We start from the raw sequence: 16,301 nt of genomic DNA, 5'->3' as shown, positions 1-16,301 counted from the left end.
GCCATTTTTTGATCAAAATCAGCATCCCTCGCTCCCCGCTTTGGTGTTATGCAATGAGTATTTTGTGAACAACATCACGCTCGGGATGGGCAAAATCGACGGGGTAGAAAATGGCACTGGTGAAAACAAGTTTGAAACTGTTTGGCGGGGATACGGTGGTGGTGCGTTGCTCAGAGCGCTGTCGTATTCATCTGATGAGTGCGAAAGCACAGAAACAATCCCAGGCGGATATTCTGACCGTGCAGGATGACAAGGCCTGGCTTACCGTGCCGTATACCGGCACGTGGGATGTGCTGATCGACAGCCACAGCCAGTCGCTGGAGCATTCGGTCAGCTACGTGGCAGCGTAATTTAAACGCCCGGCTCGCCGGGCGTATTCTCAGGCAAAACCCGGTCGCAGCGTGCTGTTGAGCGGGTTCCCTTCCAGCAGCGCCTTCACTTTCACCACCAGCTCATTCAGACAATCGTCCTGCATGCCGAGGCGGGTCAGCTCCTGATCGAGGGAGAAGAGATATTGCGCGTTGGTGCCCAGCGGCCCGCTGGCGGCGGCAATTAACGGGGCAATCACCTGCGTGCGGGTGTCCGCTTCATACAGCGGGTGGCGCGGATCCATAATAAATACCAGCGCGTTAACGGTGCGCCCGTCGTCGAGCTCCAGCTTGCACCAGCTCGGCATATAGCAGCCGGTGATCATCTCGCGCTTCCAGAGCAGCGTCAGCTCCTCTTCGAGCGTGGCATCCGGAAGGCGATACGCGACGCCCGTGGTGCGTCCGCCCTCTTTTAGTGCAAGCATGCGCCCTGGCTGACAGGCGCTGCCGCGTCCGGCCGTCAGGCGCAGGCAAAATGCGCGATGCCAGCCGGGCAGCGTGCCGGTTGCCGATTCAACAAATTCGAGAGCCGGGTTCCACATCAGTGAACCGTAGCCAAAAATCCATACCGGGCCATCATCCGGGCGGCAGGCAAGCGTAGCAGCGAGCGACGCCGCACGTTGTTCAGCTGACCAGAGAAGCGATTCCTCAATAGCACCAAATGCCGTCTTACAATCTGCCTTCATTAAGAAATCACGCGTTAACACTTTCCACCTCCGCCACTGCATGCTTCCTTGCGACATCTGTAATTCGCCTTCCCGGCATTCTGTGCTGGTCATTTTGCCAGCAGTCAAATTACGATAAGCAATTAGCGGACCAGTTGCAATACAACGGCAGTTCAACCGCCTGAAAAGTCAAAATGAAGGCAGCGAATAATTTCACGGCTATTTCTTCTTATGCCATTTATCATCGTCTCCTTTCTCATAGTCATGTTTTACTGCGGCCCAGGCGACCTTGTGCGCCGTCTCTTCCCGGCTGGCATCATCCCGCCGATCGTCTTTATCTTTGTACTGATCCCAGGCGCTGTTAAACGCTTCTTTGTAGATATCCTGCGCGTGTTCGGGCAGGACGTTTTTCACGTTATCGGGTAATTCGCGTTTCGTTTTATATGGCATCACTAACCTCTCTTTTGCCTAAAGAGTTAAGTGTGGACGACGATACGCCGGTGTGCCAGCCGGTCATAAACAATGAACGGATGAATTCCATAATTCATTGTTATTAAATATATATTTAAAAGAAACATCTTATTATAGGCATTAAACAAGAAAACCATAACAAAGGGTAAAATTAAGTAAAAAATAAAGGTTATTTAACAGATTTCTGTTAATTTATTGCCCTTAAAATCTATCTATAATTACAAGCACCTGCATTGATGGAGAAGCACATGACAGCAACACACGAGGCGGTAAAGACCCGCCACAAGGAGACGTCTCTCATTTTCCCGGTTCTGGCACTGGCTGTGCTGCTCTTCTGGGGAAGCAGTCAGTCACTGCCAGTGGTGGTTGGTATCAATATTCTTGCCCTGGTCGGTATCTTAACCAGCGCATTTAGCGTCGTTCGCCATGCGGACGTATTAGCCCACCGCCTGGGCGAGCCTTATGGCTCTTTAATTCTCAGCCTTTCCGTCGTTATTCTCGAAGTCAGCCTGATTTCCGCGTTGATGGCAACCGGCGATGCCGCCCCGACCCTGATGCGCGATACGCTTTACTCCATCATTATGATTGTGACGGGCGGCCTGGTAGGCTTCTCTCTGTTACTGGGCGGACGCAAATTTGCGACCCAGTACATGAATCTTTTCGGCATTAAACAGTATCTGATCGCCCTCTTCCCGCTGGCCATCATCGTACTGGTCTTCCCGATGGCGCTGCCGGGGGCAAACTTCTCCACCGGCCAGTCGCTGCTGGTCGCGCTGATTTCCGCCGCCATGTACGGCGTGTTCCTGCTCATTCAGACCAAAACGCACCAGAGCCTGTTTGTTTACGAACATGAAGATGACAGCGACGACGATGACCCGCACCACGGCAAGCCGTCGGCCCACAGCAGCGCGTGGCACACGGTTTGGCTGATCGTGCATCTGATTGCGGTGATTGCCGTCACCAAGATGAACGCCAACCCGCTGGAGACGCTGTTAACCGAGCTGAACGCGCCGGTGGCCTTTACCGGTTTCCTGGTGGCGCTGCTGATCCTCTCCCCTGAGGGTTTAGGTGCGCTGAAGGCGGTGCTGAACAATCAGGTGCAGCGTGCGATGAATCTGTTCTTCGGCTCCGTGTTGGCGACCATTTCACTCACCGTACCGGTGGTGACGCTGATCGCCTTTATGACCGGTAACGAGCTGCAGTTTGCGCTGGGCGCGCCGGAGATGATTGTGATGGTGGCCTCGCTGCTGCTGTGCCAGATTTCATTCTCCACTGGCCGCACCAATGTACTGAACGGCGCGGCGCATATGGCGCTGTTTGTAGCGTATTTGATGACGATCTTTGCGTAGTCTTTTTGCCCAGCGGCGCTGCGCTTACCCGGCAATATGTCCCATAAAAAAACCCGCCGAAGCGGGTTTTTTTATTAGTTGCTGGTATCCAGCTCGTCGAAGCTTTTCACCAGATCGTCAATCGCTTTGATCTGCTTCAGGAACGGCTCCAGCTTATCCAGAGGCAGCGCGGATGGGCCATCGCATTTCGCGTTAGCCGGATCCGGGTGCGCTTCAATGAACAGACCTGCCAGGCCGGTCGCCATACCGGCGCGCGCCAGCTCGGTCACCTGAGCACGACGGCCACCAGAGGCTGCACCAAACGGGTCGCGGCACTGCAGCGCGTGGGTCACGTCAAAGATCACCGGCGACTGGTTAGAGACGTTCTTCATCACGCTGAAGCCCAGCATGTCCACAACCAGGTTGTCGTAACCGAAGTTAGCGCCACGGTCGCACAGAATAATCTTGTCGTTACCGCCTTCGATAAACTTATCAACGATGTTACCCATCTGGCCAGGGCTCACGAACTGCGGTTTTTTCACGTTGATCACGGCACCGGTTTTCGCCATCGCGGCAACCAGGTCGGTCTGACGCGCCAGGAACGCCGGAAGCTGGATTACGTCTACCACGTCTGCCACAGGCTGCGCCTGCCAGGACTCATGCACGTCGGTGATCACTTTCACGCCAAACGTCTGCTTCAGCTCCTGGAAAATTTTCATCCCCTCTTCCAGGCCAGGGCCACGGTAAGAGTTGATGGAGGAGCGGTTGGCTTTGTCAAAAGAGGCTTTAAACACGTACGGAATGCCCAGCTTCTGGGTCACGGTCACGTAGTGCTCGCAGATACGCATGGCGAGATCGCGGGATTCCAGCACGTTCATACCGCCAAACAGCACGAACGGCAGGTCGTTTGCTACCTTGATATCACCAATGCTAACCACTTTTTGTTTCATAGGATCGCCTTATTCAGGTGTGAATCGGAATTAAGATTAATGCAGTGTAATTTGTTTGTGCGAGATCGCGTTGATCTGCGCGCGAATCATTTCGCTAATCGGATCTTCCGGACACTGCTCGACGAAATAGCTCAAATCGTTCAGCGCCACGTGCTCGCAGTCGAGCTGGGCATAGATAAGCCCGCGGTCGCGAATTTCGTACGGATCTTCCGGATTAAACTGCAGCAGCACTTCACTGGCACGCAAGGCCAGCTCCATCTGACGCTCTTCCATCAGCGCTGACTTCAGCGTATCCAGCAGCTTGCGAATGACTTCGGCGTTGTCTGCTTCGTCGAGATCTTCGTTAAAGAGCTCGGCCACCGGGCTGATGTTGCCTTTCAGCCAGACGTCCAGCGTATGCTCATCCAGCGTATCGCCGTTAAACGGATTAATGAGCCACATCTCACCGTCCAGCCACTCCGCACGCAGGATCATCTGCGTCGGGAAAATAACCGGCACCAGCGGAATATCCAGGCGGTGCGCAACCCAAAGCAAAATAGAGCCCAGCGCAACGGCGCTGCCCTGACGATTTTTTAAGACCTGGTCCAGCCATAATGCGTCAGACAGGCGATACACGCCACGCGTGTCGCAGAAACCCCATTCGCCGTAGAAAAGCTCCAGAAGCTTCTCTAATTGCCAGTCCTGCGGGCGCGCCTGATTGATCTCTTCACGCGCCAGGCTGACCAGATTCTCCAGCTCATCGTAGACGTACTGCGACGTAAAATCGTCGCGTATCATCTCCGAAATCAGGATCATGCCATCGCAAAGCGGCACTTTATTAAATTCGAAATCGGCTAAGGACCTCATGACTTACCCCAGTAACGACTGAGCGAACAATGACGCTCAGACGCGATAAAACTCAAAACGATGTAGATGATAACGCCAAACTGCCTTTCAGTCAGCCTTACGCCTTTATCAGTAAATGGCAGATACCCGGAACTCAAGACCACTGCCCCAGCGTCAGGCGTTCGTTGCCGCCGTAGTCGCGGCAGGTTTCGACAGCGGCGTAGCCTGCCTGGGTAAACAGTGCCCGCACGGATTCTCCCTGCGTCCAGCCATGCTCCACGAGCAGCCAGCCGCCGGGAAGCAAATGCTCTCGTGACGTTGTCACAATGTGATCAAGATCGGCTAATCCCGCGTTGGCGGCCACGAGCGCCGTCAGCGGTTCGAAGCGAATATCCCCCTGCGCAAGGTGCGGATCATGTTCGTCAATGTAAGGAGGATTGCTGACAATCATCGCAAATGAGCGGTTCTCCAGCGCGGCAAACCAGCTGCTTTGCAGCACCGTTACGTTGCTGAGCCCGAGACGTTCCACGTTACGCAGCGCCAGCGCCACCGCGTCGGGCATCACATCCACTGCCGTCACATCGCAGTCAGGCCGCTCGGTGGCCAGCGCCAGCGCGATAGCACCTGTTCCCGTCCCGAGATCGAGAATGCGGCAGGCCGCTGCGGGTAAACGTGCCAGCGCCTGCTCCACCAGACACTCGGTATCCGGACGCGGGATCAGCGTTGCCGCCGAGACGTAAAGCGGTAGCGACCAGAACTCGCGCTCACCGACAAGGTGCGCCACCGGCTCGCCGTTTTTACGGCGGGCAAGCAGCGCGGCGAGCCGTGCTTCCTGATCTGCGGTCAGCTCAGTTTCGCCGAATGCCAGCAGGTACGTGCGGGCTTTACCCGTCACATGCTCAAGCAAAATTTCGGCGTCGCGCTTCGGGCTTTCGCTTTTGCAAAGCTCACCGGCCGCCTCGCGTAACCAGCGCTGAAAATCCATTATTCCTGCTCGGACAGCGCCGCCAGCTGGTCGGCCTGGTATTCCTGCACGATAGGCTCAATCAGCATATCCAGCTTCCCTTCCATCACCTCGTCCAGACGGTACAGGGTCAGGTTGATGCGGTGGTCGGTCACGCGCCCCTGAGGGAAGTTGTAGGTGCGGTTACGGTCGCTGCGATCGCCGCTGCCCAGCAGGTTACGACGCGTAGAGGCTTCCGCCTGCTGACGCTTCGCCATTTCCGCCGCGTGGATGCGCGCGCCCAGCACGGACAACGCTTTGGCTTTGTTTTTGTGCTGCGAACGTTCGTCCTGACACTCCACCACGATGCCGGTCGGCAGGTGGGTAATGCGGATGGCGGAGTCGGTGGTGTTAACGTGCTGACCGCCCGCCCCGGAGGAGCGGAAGGTATCAATACGCAGGTCCGCCGGGTTGATGTCCGGCAGTTCCGCTTCCGGCAGCTCCGGCATCACCGCCACCGTACAGGCGGAGGTATGAATACGGCCCTGAGATTCGGTGGCCGGAACGCGCTGCACGCGGTGACCGCCGGATTCAAACTTCAGACGACCGTATACGCCGTCGCCGCTGATCTTGGCGATAACCTCTTTGTAGCCGCCATGTTCGCCTTCGTTGGCGCTCATGATCTCCACGCGCCAGCGGCGCGATTCGGCGTAGCGGCTGTACATGCGGAACAGATCCCCGGCAAAGAGCGCCGCTTCGTCACCGCCGGTACCGGCGCGCACTTCGACAAACGCGTTACGTTCATCGTCCGGATCTTTCGGCAGGAGCAGCACCTGAAGCTGCTGCTCCATCTCTTCGGAACGCGCTTTTGCATCCTGCAGCTCTTCCTGCGCCATCTCGCGCATCTCAGGATCGTCGAGCATCATCTGCGCGGTTTCAATATCTTCCTGAACCTGTCGCCAGTCGGTAAAGCATTTTGATACATCACTCAACTGCGCATATTCACGCGAAAGCGCGCGAAAACGTTCCTGGTCTGCGATAGTCCCGGCATCGCCGAGCAGCGCCTGTACTTCTTCATGGCGCTCGTGCAGAGCTTCCAGTTTAGCGACGATAGAAGGCTTCATAGGCGTAAGTGCACCTTGTCTTAGAAAATGGGTATAGGGCGCTATTCCAGCCCGAGGCTGTTGCGCAGAATAGTCAGGCGTTCATCATCCCCGTCACGGGCAGCCTGTTGAAGAGATTTGGTTGGCGCATGGATCAGGCGGTTGGTCAGCTTCCACGCCAGATCCTGCATAATCGCCTGCGCGTCGCCGCCCTGTTCCAGGGCCGCTAACGCTTTGGCAGTCAGGTCATCACGCACCTGCTCCGCCTGCCCGCGGTACTCGCGGATGGTCTCGCTGACGCTTTGCGCGCGCAGCCAGGCCATAAATTCGCTGGTTTCCTGCTCAACAATGGTTTCCGCCTGCACCGCCGCCGCTTTACGCTGGGCGAGGTTGTGCGAAATAATGCTTTGCAGGTCATCCACGCTGTAAAGATAGGCGTTAGCCAGCTTGCCAACCTCTGGCTCAACATCGCGCGGAACGGCGATATCCACCAGCAGCATTGGCTGATTACGGCGGGATTTCAGCGCACGCTCCACCATCCCTTTACCGATGATCGGCAGCGGGCTGGCGGTAGAGCTGATAATAATGTCCGCCTCTTTCAGACGTTCATCAATATCGCTCAGCGCAACCACCTCGGCACCCACTTCGTCCGCCAGCACCTGCGCGCGTTCGCGGGTGCGGTTCGCGATAATCATCTTTTTCACTTTATGCTCGCGCAGATGGCGCGCCACAAGCTCGATGGTTTCGCCCGCGCCTACCAGCATCACGGTGACGGTCGACAGGGATTCAAAGATTTGCCGTGCAAGGGTACAGGCCGCGAAAGCAACAGAAACCGCACTGGCACCAATGTCGGTTTCGGTTCGCACACGCTTCGCCACGGAGAAGGACTTCTGGAACATACGCTCCAGCTCGCTGGCCTTGAGATGCCCTTTCTGGGAATCTGCGAAGGCTTTTTTTACCTGGCCGAGGATCTGCGGCTCGCCAAGCACCAGCGAATCCAGACCGCTGGCGACGCGCATCAGATGGCTGACCGCATCGTTATCCTGATGCCAGTACAGGCTGTTACGCAGCTCGTCTTCGTTGAGATTGTGGTAGTCACATAGCCAGCGGATCAGCGCGTCGTGCAGGTTATCCTGCTCTTCCACGCTCAAATACAGCTCGGTACGGTTGCACGTCGAAAGCACCACGCCACCCTGCACCATCGGCTGTGCAAGCAGGCTGTCCAGCGCCAGGTCAAGCGTATCCGGCGAAAACGTAACGCGTTCTCGCAGCGAAACCGGGGCCGTTTTGTGGTTGATGCCGAGTGCTAATAGGGTCATGTTGAGCGGGAGTAGTACCAGCGTTAATAAGGTTAGCAGGACGCATCATACAGGATGCGCGAGATCAATAAAAGAGACCGCCTCCTTTCGGAGTAATAGGTTACTCAACGCTTTGAGATAATTTGAACGTAGACGGTAGCACTGCGGGGCGCTAGCATTAACAGTTATAACTGCAACGTATCTCAAGGATTTGTCCTCATTATGACCCGACTGATTCGCCTGCTGCCGCTGGCAGCACTGGTTCTGACCGCCTGTACTGTCACCCAACCAAAAGGCCCGGGCAAAAGCCCTGATTCACCGCAGTGGCGTCAGCACCAGCAGGACGTCCTTAATTTGAAGCAGTACCAGACGCGCGGCGCCTTCGCGTATCTCTCTGACGAACAAAAGGTTTATGCCCGCTTCTTCTGGCAGCAAACGGGGCAGGACAACTATCGCCTGCTGCTGCTGAACCCGCTTGGCAGCACCGAGCTGGAGCTTATCGCCAAACCGGGCGAAGCGCAGATCACCGATAACAAAGGCCAGCATTACACGGCGACCGATGCTGAAGAGATGATTGGCAAACTGACCGGGATGCCAATTCCACTGAACAGCCTGCGCCAGTGGATCCTCGGCCTGCCGGGCGAAGCGACCGACTATACGCTTGACGATCAATACCGTCTGAGCCAGGTCAACTACACCCAGAACGGCAAAACCTGGAAAGTGGTGTACAGCGCCTATGACAGCAAGAGTAAACCGTCGCTGCCATCAAACATGGAGCTGACCCAGGGCAGCCAGCGCATCAAGCTGAAAATGGACAACTGGATCGTTAAATGATGACCCACTGGCCTTCTCCGGCAAAACTGAACCTGTTTTTATACATCACCGGCCAGCGTGCTGACGGCTATCACACTCTGCAGACGCTGTTTCAGTTTATTGACTATGGCGACACGATTGCCATCGAGCCGCGTCAGGATGGGCAGATTTGCCTGCTGACGCCGGTCGACGGCGTGGCGCATGAGGACAACCTGATCGTCCGCGCCGCGCGCCTGCTGATGAAAGCCGCCGCGGAATCGGGCCGTCTGCCGGCGGGAAGCGGTGCGGATATCCGCATTGACAAGCGTCTGCCGATGGGTGGCGGTCTCGGCGGGGGCTCATCCAACGCCGCCACCGTGCTGGTTGCGCTGAACCACCTCTGGGGCTGCGGGCTGTCGACGGATGAACTGGCTGGTTTGGGCTTAACGCTGGGCGCAGATGTCCCTGTGTTTGTTCGCGGCCACGCGGCCTTTGCTGAGGGCGTGGGCGAGATCCTTTCCCCGGTCAACCCGCCGGAAAAATGGTATCTGGTTGCCCACCCCGGCGTGAGCATTCCGACCCCGGTCATCTTTAAAGATCCTGACCTGAAAAGAAATACCCCGGTACGGTCAATAGAAACGTTATTAAATTGTGAATTCAGCAACGATTGCGAGGATATCGCAAGAAAACGTTTTCGCGAGGTTGATGCGGTGCTTTCCTGGCTGTTAGAATACGCGCCGTCGCGCCTGACCGGTACAGGGGCCTGTGTCTTTGCTGAATTTGACACCGAATCCGCCGCCCGTCAGGTGCTTGAGCAAGCGCCGGATTGGCTGCATGGTTTTGTAGCGCGCGGGATGAACACCTCCCCCCTACAGCAGGCCATTCTGGCGCAGACTGAGTTTCGGTGACAACGTCACCCTGTTCCAGACGTTGCATCGCGCTCTTTAATACACCGCCTGGATAGCCTTCGCTTAGGCCCCGCAGTTTGCGGCGAACGCTATCCACCACTGGACGCATGCCTGAGGTTCTTCTCGTGCCTGATATGAAGCTTTTTGCTGGTAACGCCACCCCGGAACTAGCACAACGTATTGCCAACCGCCTGTACACTTCCCTCGGCGACGCCGCCGTAGGTCGCTTTAGCGACGGCGAAGTCAGCGTACAAATCAACGAAAATGTACGCGGTGGTGATATTTTCATCATCCAGTCCACCTGTGCTCCAACAAACGACAACCTGATGGAACTGGTTGTTATGGTCGACGCCCTGCGTCGCGCTTCCGCAGGCCGTATCACTGCTGTTATCCCTTACTTTGGTTATGCCCGCCAGGACCGTCGCGTCCGTTCCGCGCGTGTGCCAATCACCGCAAAAGTTGTCGCTGACTTCCTGTCCAGCGTCGGCGTTGACCGCGTACTGACCGTTGACCTGCACGCAGAACAGATTCAGGGCTTCTTCGATGTCCCGGTTGATAACGTATTCGGCAGCCCAATCCTGCTGGAAGACATGCTGCAGCTGAACCTGGACAACCCAATCGTGGTATCTCCGGACATCGGCGGCGTGGTACGTGCCCGTGCTATCGCTAAGCTGCTGAACGATACCGACATGGCGATCATCGACAAGCGTCGTCCGCGCGCTAACGTTTCTCAGGTGATGCACATCATCGGTGACGTAGCTGGCCGCGACTGCGTGCTGGTTGACGACATGATCGATACCGGCGGTACGCTGTGTAAAGCCGCTGAAGCGCTGAAAGAGCGCGGTGCCAAGCGCGTGTTCGCTTACGCGACCCACCCGATCTTCTCCGGTAATGCCGTGAACAACCTGCGCAACTCCGTCATTGACGAAGTTGTGGTATGCGATACCATCCCACTGAGCGACGAGATCAAGGCACTGCCAAACGTGCGTACCCTGACCCTGTCCGGGATGCTGGCCGAAGCGATTCGTCGTATCAGCAACGAAGAATCCATCTCTGCAATGTTCGAACACTAATCGAACACGGCCAAAAAACCCGCTGCGGCGGGTTTTTTTGTCTCTGGGTTTTATTTGTATGATTAATGCCTCCTTCACCTGCCATTCATATGACAGATGATGCGCACACGGATGATAGATAATTGTGAAAAACGTAGCCTCCTCACATGTTCTGCCCTTTCGCGCCCTCATCGACGCCTGCTGGAAAGAGAAGTACACCTCGTCACGCTTTATCCGTGACCTGATTGCCGGGATCACCGTCGGAATTATTGCCATCCCGCTGGCGATGGCGCTGGCGATTGGCAGCGGCGTTGCGCCACAGTACGGTCTGTATACCTCGGCCGTTGCCGGGATTGTTATTGCCCTGACGGGCGGCTCGCGCTTCAGCGTCTCCGGCCCGACCGCCGCCTTTGTGGTGATCCTCTACCCGGTTTCACAACAGTTTGGTCTGGCAGGCCTGCTGGTTGCCACCCTGATGTCCGGCGTCTTTTTGATTCTGTTCGGTCTGGCCCGTTTTGGTCGCCTGATTGAATATATTCCTCTTTCCGTGACGCTGGGGTTCACTTCGGGGATTGGGATCACCATCGGAACCATGCAGATCAAGGATTTCCTCGGCCTGCAGATGGCTCATATTCCGGAACACTATTTGCAAAAAGTGGGGGCGCTGTTTATGGCGCTGCCAACGGCCAACCTGGGCGACGCCGCCATCGGAATAGTCACCCTGGGGACGCTGATCGTCTGGCCTCGCTTCGGTATTCGCCTGCCGGGCCATCTGCCCGCCTTGCTGCTGGGCTGCGCGGTGATGGCTATCGTCAATATGTTCGGTGGCCATGTCGCGACTATCGGCTCGCAGTTCCACTATGTTCTGGCGGACGGTTCGCAGGGTAACGGCATTCCACAGCTGCTGCCGCAGCTGGTGCTGCCGTGGGACATGCCTGGTTCGAGCTTCACCCTGAGCTGGGATTCCCTTCGCGCCCTGCTGCCCGCCGCGTTCTCTATGGCGATGCTGGGAGCGATTGAATCCCTGCTGTGCGCTGTGGTGCTCGACGGCATGACCGGCACCAAGCACAAAGCCAACAGCGAGCTCGTCGGCCAGGGGTTGGGTAACCTCGTCGCACCATTCTTTGGCGGGATTACCGCCACGGCAGCCATCGCCCGTTCAGCGGCCAACGTGCGCGCGGGGGCGACCTCCCCCGTTTCAGCGGTTATCCACTCCCTGCTGGTGATTCTGGCGCTGCTGATCCTTGCCCCGCTGCTCTCCTGGCTGCCGCTTTCCGCCATGGCCGCCCTGCTGCTGATGGTGGCCTGGAACATGAGCGAGGCGCATAAGGTGGTGAACCTGCTGCGCCGTGCGCCGAAAGACGACATCATCGTGATGCTAATCTGCATGTCGCTGACCGTGCTGTTCGACATGGTTATCGCCATCAGCGTCGGGATCGTGCTTGCGTCCCTGCTATTTATGCGCCGCATCGCGCAGATGACGCGCCTCTCGCCGGTTAACGTGGAGGTGCCTGAGGATGTGCTGGTGCTGCGCGTGATTGGCCCGCTCTTCTTTGCCGCGGCGGAAGGATTGTTCAGCGATCTGGAGTCCCGCATCGCGGGGAAACGGGTTGTGGTGCTGAAGTGGGATGCCGTCCCGGTTCTGGATGCCGGTGGTCTGGATGCCTTCCAGCGCTTTGTGAAACGTCTGCCGGAAGGCTGCGAGCTGCGGGTAAGCAACCTGGAATTCCAGCCCCTGCGCACAATGGCGCGTGCGGGCGTGCAGCCGATCCCTGGCCGCCTTGCCTTTTATCCTAACCGTGAAGCCGCGTTAGCGGATCTGTAAGTTACCTGATGCAGAGAAACGTCTCTGCATCATCACCCCGATCGCCTGCTGGAGCCATGCAAGCACGGCAGGCGTCATCCAGGTTCCTTTCATCAGATGTGGCTCCTGCTGCATAGCCGTACGAAACTTTTGCTGAGTTTCGGGGTTGGTGCCTGCGTAGGACTGGAACAATGCCAGCCAGTTTTCAGCGAGCTTTTGCGCTTCCGCCGAGGCAGGATCGCTATTTTCCCGCTGCGCCTGATGCAGTTTCGCCACCAGCGGCGGCCACTCCATCATGCGGTCAAAATAATGCGCCCGGGTAAAGGCCATCTCTTCGGCAGTGAGATACTTCTCCCATATCCTGAGCTTAGATTCCGCAAACGCGCGCGTGATGTAATCTGTCATCTCCGGGGTGATGCCGGTCTGCGCCTGCATCTGTGGCTCTACGCTGTGCATCTCGTTCAGCCGGGTGAGAAACTCCGGTTTGCCCGCCGTGTCCTGTTCAAGACGTTCCATCCAGCGGGTCGCCAGATCCATCGCCCGCGTGTCAGTAACGGGTATATCATGTTCCAGCAGCGCGTTAGCCTCTGCCACCAGCCCTGACCAGATAGCCGCCAGCGCATCCTTCTGTACCGCAAACGGCAACTGCTGTAATTCTTCTTTGCTAAACCAGCGATCGTACATATTCATTAACTCCAGAGTCTGTAGCCAGGACTCCAGATCCGGCGTTGCATCGTCGGTAAGCCCGGTACGCAGCTCCACCAGCCGGTCGCGCAGCGTGTGTATACTGCGCAGCTGTTTATCCAGCAGCGTGATTTGCGCATCGAGTAGCTCGGTCAACGACAGCGACTCCTTTTCCAGAAAATCCCTGATTTCGGCAAGTTCCAGCCCCGCTTTTGCCAGCGCCTGGATCATGTGCAGACGCTGTACATCCGCCAGGTTGTAAAGCCGGTAACCTGCCGCGCTTCTGGCAGAAGGCAGCAACAGCCCTGTTTGCTCGTAGTGATGCAATGTCCGCACGGTGATACCGGCTCGTTTCGCCAGCTCACCCACCTGAATCAACATAACTGCTCCTTTTTACTTTGCCAGTGCCACCACTCTGGAGCCTTACGTTACGTGAGGGTCAATATGCTATGCAAAAAAAACGACTCCGGATGGAGTCGTTTCGATGTTCTTCATCATGCACTAGCTGTGCTTATGCTGGTCGCGACGACAGCGTTTGTCGTAGTGGCGCACCCACCAGTATTTATCGCAGACTTCCTCATGTCCGCTTACGCGCGCCCCGGCGAGCCACAATACTGCACCGAGGAAGATGCTCAATACCGCGCCATGCGCGAAGTATTGTGGGAGATCAAGCTGCGGCAGCTGGTTTAAAATGGAATAACCTACGCCGACTACCATCACGAAGAGCCCCAACCCCATCAGCACGTTACCGAGTAACGAAGCGTTTTTGCGTTTCATGTGTCACCTCCGGAACTTTGGGTTGTCAGGGGAAAAGCCCCTAATCCTTGTGTGTAAAGTATAGACAACGCCCCTTTTATGAGTTGCGTGAATGATCACAATTACAGATAACTCCCAGACAAAAATTTACAAATAACATGTTGAACAACTTGAAATTCTAATTGTTCAGATAAGTAATTATTTGCTTCTCGCTGTGACGAACGCAGAATTTTGTCAAGCGGCGCGCCAGACAGTAAACTACGCGCCAGATCTGGAACCCATTAGGAATTGAATCGTGACGATTAAACTGATTGTCGGCCTCGCCAACCCGGGCGCGGAGTATGCGGCCACCCGCCACAACGCCGGAGCCTGGTACGTCGATCTGCTGGCCGAACGGTTACGTGCTCCCCTGCGTGAAGAACCTAAATTCTTCGGCTACACCTCACGTATCAACCTTGCTGGCGCGGATGTTCGCCTGCTGGTGCCGACCACCTTTATGAACCTGAGTGGTAAAGCGGTGGCGGCGATGGCAACGTTTTATCGCATCAACCCGGATGAAATTCTGGTCGCCCACGATGAGCTGGATCTCCCGCCTGGCGTAGCAAAATTCAAGCTGGGCGGCGGGCACGGCGGCCACAACGGTCTTAAAGACATCATCAGCAAGCTGGGCAATAACCCGAATTTCCACCGTTTGCGCGTGGGAATCGGCCATCCGGGCGATAAAAACAAAGTTGTCGGTTTCGTGCTCGGTAAACCCCCGGTTTCCGAACAAAAACTGATTGACGAGGCGGTAGACGAAGCGGCGCGCTGCACTGAAATCTGGCTGCAAGACGGCTTAACTAAAGCGACAAATCGCTTACACGCTTTCAAAGCGCAATAATCCGCCGGATACGGCTTTTTTACCGCGCGTGATGCGGGTTACGTGTATAATAGGCGTAGTTATTTACTTTTCATCAATCGGTTATCGTTAACGGATTGATTATCAAGATATTAAGGTGATTTAGAAATGGGATTCAAATGCGGTATCGTCGGTCTGCCAAACGTGGGCAAATCCACCCTGTTTAACGCGCTTACCAAAGCGGGTATCGAAGCGGCGAACTTCCCGTTCTGTACCATCGAACCGAACACCGGCGTGGTGCCAATGCCGGACCCGCGTCTGGACCAGCTTGCGGAAATCGTGAAGCCGCAGCGCATTCTGCCAACCACCATGGAGTTCGTGGACATCGCGGGCCTGGTGAAGGGTGCCTCCAAAGGCGAAGGTCTGGGTAACCAGTTCCTAACCAACATCCGTGAAACCGAAGCGATCGGGCACGTTGTGCGCTGCTTCGAGAACGACAACATCATCCACGTTAATAACAAAGTGGATCCGGCTGACGACATCGACGTCATCAACACCGAGCTGGCGCTCTCTGACCTCGACACCTGCGAACGCGCCATTCACCGCGTGCAGAAGAAAGCGAAAGGCGGCGATAAGGATGCGAAAGCGGAACTGGCTGCGCTGGAAAAATGCCTGCCACAGCTGGAAAATGCCGGCATGCTGCGCGCGCTGAAAAACCTGACTGACGAAGACAAAGCGGCGATCAAATACCTGAGCTTCCTGACCCTGAAGCCAACCATGTACATTGCCAACGTTAACGAAGACGGTTTCGAGAACAACCCGTACCTGGACAAAGTGCGTGAAATCGCCGCGGCGGAAGGTTCTGTGGTTGTGGCGGTTTGCGCTGCCGTTGAATCCGATATCGCCGAGCTGGACGATGCCGACCGTGAAGAGTTCATGGCCGAGCTGGGTCTGGAAGAGCCGGGCCTGAACCGTGTGATCCGCGCGGGCTATGAGCTGCTGAACCTGCAGACCTACTTCACCGCAGGCGTGAAGGAAGTGCGTGCGTGGACCATCCCTGTGGGTGCAACTGCGCCTCAGGCGGCTGGTAAAATTCACACCGACTTCGAGAAAGGCTTTATTCGTGCGCAGACCATCGCGTTTGAAGACTTCATCACCTACAAGGGTGAGCAAGGCGCGAAAGAAGCAGGCAAGATGCGTGCGGAAGGAAAAGATTATATCGTTAAAGATGGCGACGTGATGAACTTCTTGTTTAACGTTTGAGTTGTTTTTAATGGGAAAAATCCACGCTTTGGCGTGGATTTTTTTTCGAGATAAATTCCCCTGATAGTATTAATTTAAAAAATACCTTCTTTGAGAGGATGATCTTTTATTCCTCCCCAAGGGTCATCTAGCAAAAACTTAGCAGCAATAGCTTCTTTTGCCGATACAAGAGTGAAATTATAGTAAATTTCATCTCCTTCACAAATTTCATAAAAGAGTGAATAAACTTTTTCGTTCACATCTATATTTAAAT

General features: G+C 56.0%; 17 protein-coding genes and 1 pseudogene. 8 read left to right on the top strand and 10 right to left on the bottom strand.

Going from position 1 to position 16,301, the window contains the following annotated elements; translation table 11 throughout:
- Positions 1 to 110 precede the first annotated feature (110 nt).
- Positions 111 to 350, top strand: a complete 240-nt coding sequence (locus tag IM273_RS13770; protein ID WP_013096243.1) for a DUF1883 domain-containing protein — start codon at positions 111 to 113, stop codon at positions 348 to 350.
- Between the two features lie 29 nt (positions 351 to 379).
- Here IM273_RS13770 and IM273_RS13765 read toward each other — a convergent pair whose 3' ends face one another.
- Both IM273_RS13765 and chaB read right to left on the bottom strand, forming a co-directional pair.
- Positions 380 to 1,075: a gamma-glutamylcyclotransferase gene (locus IM273_RS13765; RefSeq protein WP_028013457.1), complete on the bottom strand. Its 696-nt coding sequence runs from the start codon at positions 1,073 to 1,075 to the stop codon at positions 380 to 382.
- A 177-nt stretch (positions 1,076 to 1,252) separates the two neighbouring features.
- Positions 1,253 to 1,483, bottom strand: a complete 231-nt coding sequence (gene chaB, locus IM273_RS13760; RefSeq protein WP_014884191.1) for a putative cation transport regulator ChaB — start codon at positions 1,481 to 1,483, stop codon at positions 1,253 to 1,255.
- Between the two features lie 269 nt (positions 1,484 to 1,752).
- Here chaB and chaA point away from each other — a divergent pair, with 269 nt between their 5' ends.
- Positions 1,753 to 2,853 (top strand): sodium-potassium/proton antiporter ChaA, encoded by a 1,101-nt coding sequence (chaA, locus tag IM273_RS13755; protein ID WP_041909576.1) that lies wholly within the window; start codon positions 1,753 to 1,755, stop codon positions 2,851 to 2,853.
- A 74-nt stretch (positions 2,854 to 2,927) separates the two neighbouring features.
- On the opposite strand, the gene kdsA is transcribed toward chaA, so the two are convergent.
- From kdsA to hemA, 6 genes and pseudogenes are all read right to left on the bottom strand, one after another.
- Entirely contained in the window at positions 2,928 to 3,782 is an 855-nt protein-coding gene (kdsA, locus tag IM273_RS13750) for a 3-deoxy-8-phosphooctulonate synthase (protein ID WP_028013459.1), read from the bottom strand.
- 36 nt (positions 3,783 to 3,818) lie between these two features.
- On the bottom strand, positions 3,819 to 4,628 hold the full coding sequence (gene sirB1 / locus IM273_RS13745) for an invasion regulator SirB1 (RefSeq protein ID WP_028013460.1): 810 nt from the start codon (positions 4,626 to 4,628) through the stop codon (positions 3,819 to 3,821).
- Positions 4,629 to 4,660: 32 nt separating this feature from the next.
- Positions 4,661 to 4,753, bottom strand: a pseudogene (locus IM273_RS22455) (siroheme synthase); the annotation flags it as partial.
- Between the two features lie 8 nt (positions 4,754 to 4,761).
- Positions 4,762 to 5,592, bottom strand: a complete 831-nt coding sequence (gene prmC / locus IM273_RS13740; RefSeq protein WP_193051678.1) for a peptide chain release factor N(5)-glutamine methyltransferase — start codon at positions 5,590 to 5,592, stop codon at positions 4,762 to 4,764.
- Entirely contained in the window at positions 5,592 to 6,674 is a 1,083-nt protein-coding gene (gene prfA / locus IM273_RS13735) for a peptide chain release factor 1 (RefSeq protein WP_021240360.1), read from the bottom strand. Before prfA ends, prmC begins: the two co-directional genes overlap by 1 nt.
- 41 nt (positions 6,675 to 6,715) lie before the next feature.
- Positions 6,716 to 7,972, bottom strand: a complete 1,257-nt coding sequence (hemA, locus tag IM273_RS13730) for a glutamyl-tRNA reductase (RefSeq protein ID WP_021240361.1) — start codon at positions 7,970 to 7,972, stop codon at positions 6,716 to 6,718.
- Between the two features lie 201 nt (positions 7,973 to 8,173).
- Between hemA and lolB the strand changes: the two genes are divergently transcribed.
- The 4 genes from lolB (at position 8,174) to dauA (ending at position 12,528) form a co-directional block, all read left to right on the top strand.
- The gene (gene lolB / locus IM273_RS13725) at positions 8,174 to 8,785 is read left to right on the top strand and encodes a lipoprotein insertase outer membrane protein LolB (RefSeq protein ID WP_028013462.1); all 612 of its coding nucleotides are present in this window, start codon (positions 8,174 to 8,176) and stop codon (positions 8,783 to 8,785) included.
- Positions 8,782 to 9,651, top strand: a complete 870-nt coding sequence (gene ispE / locus IM273_RS13720; RefSeq protein WP_063437396.1) for a 4-(cytidine 5'-diphospho)-2-C-methyl-D-erythritol kinase — start codon at positions 8,782 to 8,784, stop codon at positions 9,649 to 9,651. Before lolB ends, ispE begins: the two co-directional genes overlap by 4 nt.
- Positions 9,652 to 9,776: 125 nt before the next feature.
- Entirely contained in the window at positions 9,777 to 10,724 is a 948-nt protein-coding gene (prs, locus tag IM273_RS13715) for a ribose-phosphate diphosphokinase (protein WP_003856663.1), read from the top strand.
- A 124-nt stretch (positions 10,725 to 10,848) separates the two neighbouring features.
- Positions 10,849 to 12,528, top strand: a complete 1,680-nt coding sequence (gene dauA, locus IM273_RS13710) for a C4-dicarboxylic acid transporter DauA (RefSeq protein WP_193051677.1) — start codon at positions 10,849 to 10,851, stop codon at positions 12,526 to 12,528.
- Here dauA and IM273_RS13705 read toward each other — a convergent pair.
- Together IM273_RS13705 and ychH are read right to left on the bottom strand one after the other, a co-directional pair.
- Positions 12,514 to 13,572, bottom strand: coding sequence for a MerR family transcriptional regulator (locus IM273_RS13705; protein ID WP_193051676.1), 1,059 nt, complete (start codon positions 13,570 to 13,572; stop codon positions 12,514 to 12,516). The genes dauA and IM273_RS13705 overlap by 15 nt on opposite strands.
- A 120-nt stretch (positions 13,573 to 13,692) precedes the next feature.
- Entirely contained in the window at positions 13,693 to 13,968 is a 276-nt protein-coding gene (gene ychH / locus IM273_RS13700) for a stress-induced protein YchH (protein WP_008499505.1), read from the bottom strand.
- Between the two features lie 274 nt (positions 13,969 to 14,242).
- On the opposite strand from ychH, the gene pth reads away from it, so the two are divergent.
- Positions 14,243 to 14,827: an aminoacyl-tRNA hydrolase gene (gene pth, locus IM273_RS13695; RefSeq protein WP_008499504.1), complete on the top strand. Its 585-nt coding sequence runs from the start codon at positions 14,243 to 14,245 to the stop codon at positions 14,825 to 14,827.
- A gap of 126 nt (positions 14,828 to 14,953) precedes the next feature.
- Positions 14,954 to 16,048, top strand: coding sequence for a redox-regulated ATPase YchF (ychF, locus tag IM273_RS13690; RefSeq protein WP_003856650.1), 1,095 nt, complete (start codon positions 14,954 to 14,956; stop codon positions 16,046 to 16,048).
- The last annotated feature ends 253 nt before the right edge of the window (positions 16,049 to 16,301 follow it).

This window comes from Enterobacter cloacae complex sp. P13B, assembly GCF_014895915.1.
GTDB classification, from domain to species: Bacteria; Pseudomonadota; Gammaproteobacteria; order Enterobacterales; family Enterobacteriaceae; genus Enterobacter; species Enterobacter bugandensis.
Note: the sequence above shows the minus strand (reverse complement) of the source record. Positions and strands in the feature narration are given on the sequence as shown.

Coding starts and splice junctions, on each gene's coding strand:
- IM273_RS13770 (WP_013096243.1), top strand. CDS start 111: ATGGCACTGGTGAAAACAAGTTTGAAACTGTTTGGCGGGGATACGGTG.
- chaB (WP_014884191.1), bottom strand. CDS start 1,483: ATGCCATATAAAACGAAACGCGAATTACCCGATAACGTGAAAAACGTC.
- chaA (WP_041909576.1), top strand. CDS start 1,753: ATGACAGCAACACACGAGGCGGTAAAGACCCGCCACAAGGAGACGTCT.
- kdsA (WP_028013459.1), bottom strand. CDS start 3,782: ATGAAACAAAAAGTGGTTAGCATTGGTGATATCAAGGTAGCAAACGAC.
- sirB1 (WP_028013460.1), bottom strand. CDS start 4,628: ATGAGGTCCTTAGCCGATTTCGAATTTAATAAAGTGCCGCTTTGCGAT.
- prmC (WP_193051678.1), bottom strand. CDS start 5,592: ATGGATTTTCAGCGCTGGTTACGCGAGGCGGCCGGTGAGCTTTGCAAA.
- prfA (WP_021240360.1), bottom strand. CDS start 6,674: ATGAAGCCTTCTATCGTCGCTAAACTGGAAGCTCTGCACGAGCGCCAT.
- hemA (WP_021240361.1), bottom strand. CDS start 7,972: ATGACCCTATTAGCACTCGGCATCAACCACAAAACGGCCCCGGTTTCG.
- lolB (WP_028013462.1), top strand. CDS start 8,174: ATGACCCGACTGATTCGCCTGCTGCCGCTGGCAGCACTGGTTCTGACC.
- ispE (WP_063437396.1), top strand. CDS start 8,782: ATGATGACCCACTGGCCTTCTCCGGCAAAACTGAACCTGTTTTTATAC.
- IM273_RS13705 (WP_193051676.1), bottom strand. CDS start 13,572: ATGTTGATTCAGGTGGGTGAGCTGGCGAAACGAGCCGGTATCACCGTG.
- ychH (WP_008499505.1), bottom strand. CDS start 13,968: ATGAAACGCAAAAACGCTTCGTTACTCGGTAACGTGCTGATGGGGTTG.
- ychF (WP_003856650.1), top strand. CDS start 14,954: ATGGGATTCAAATGCGGTATCGTCGGTCTGCCAAACGTGGGCAAATCC.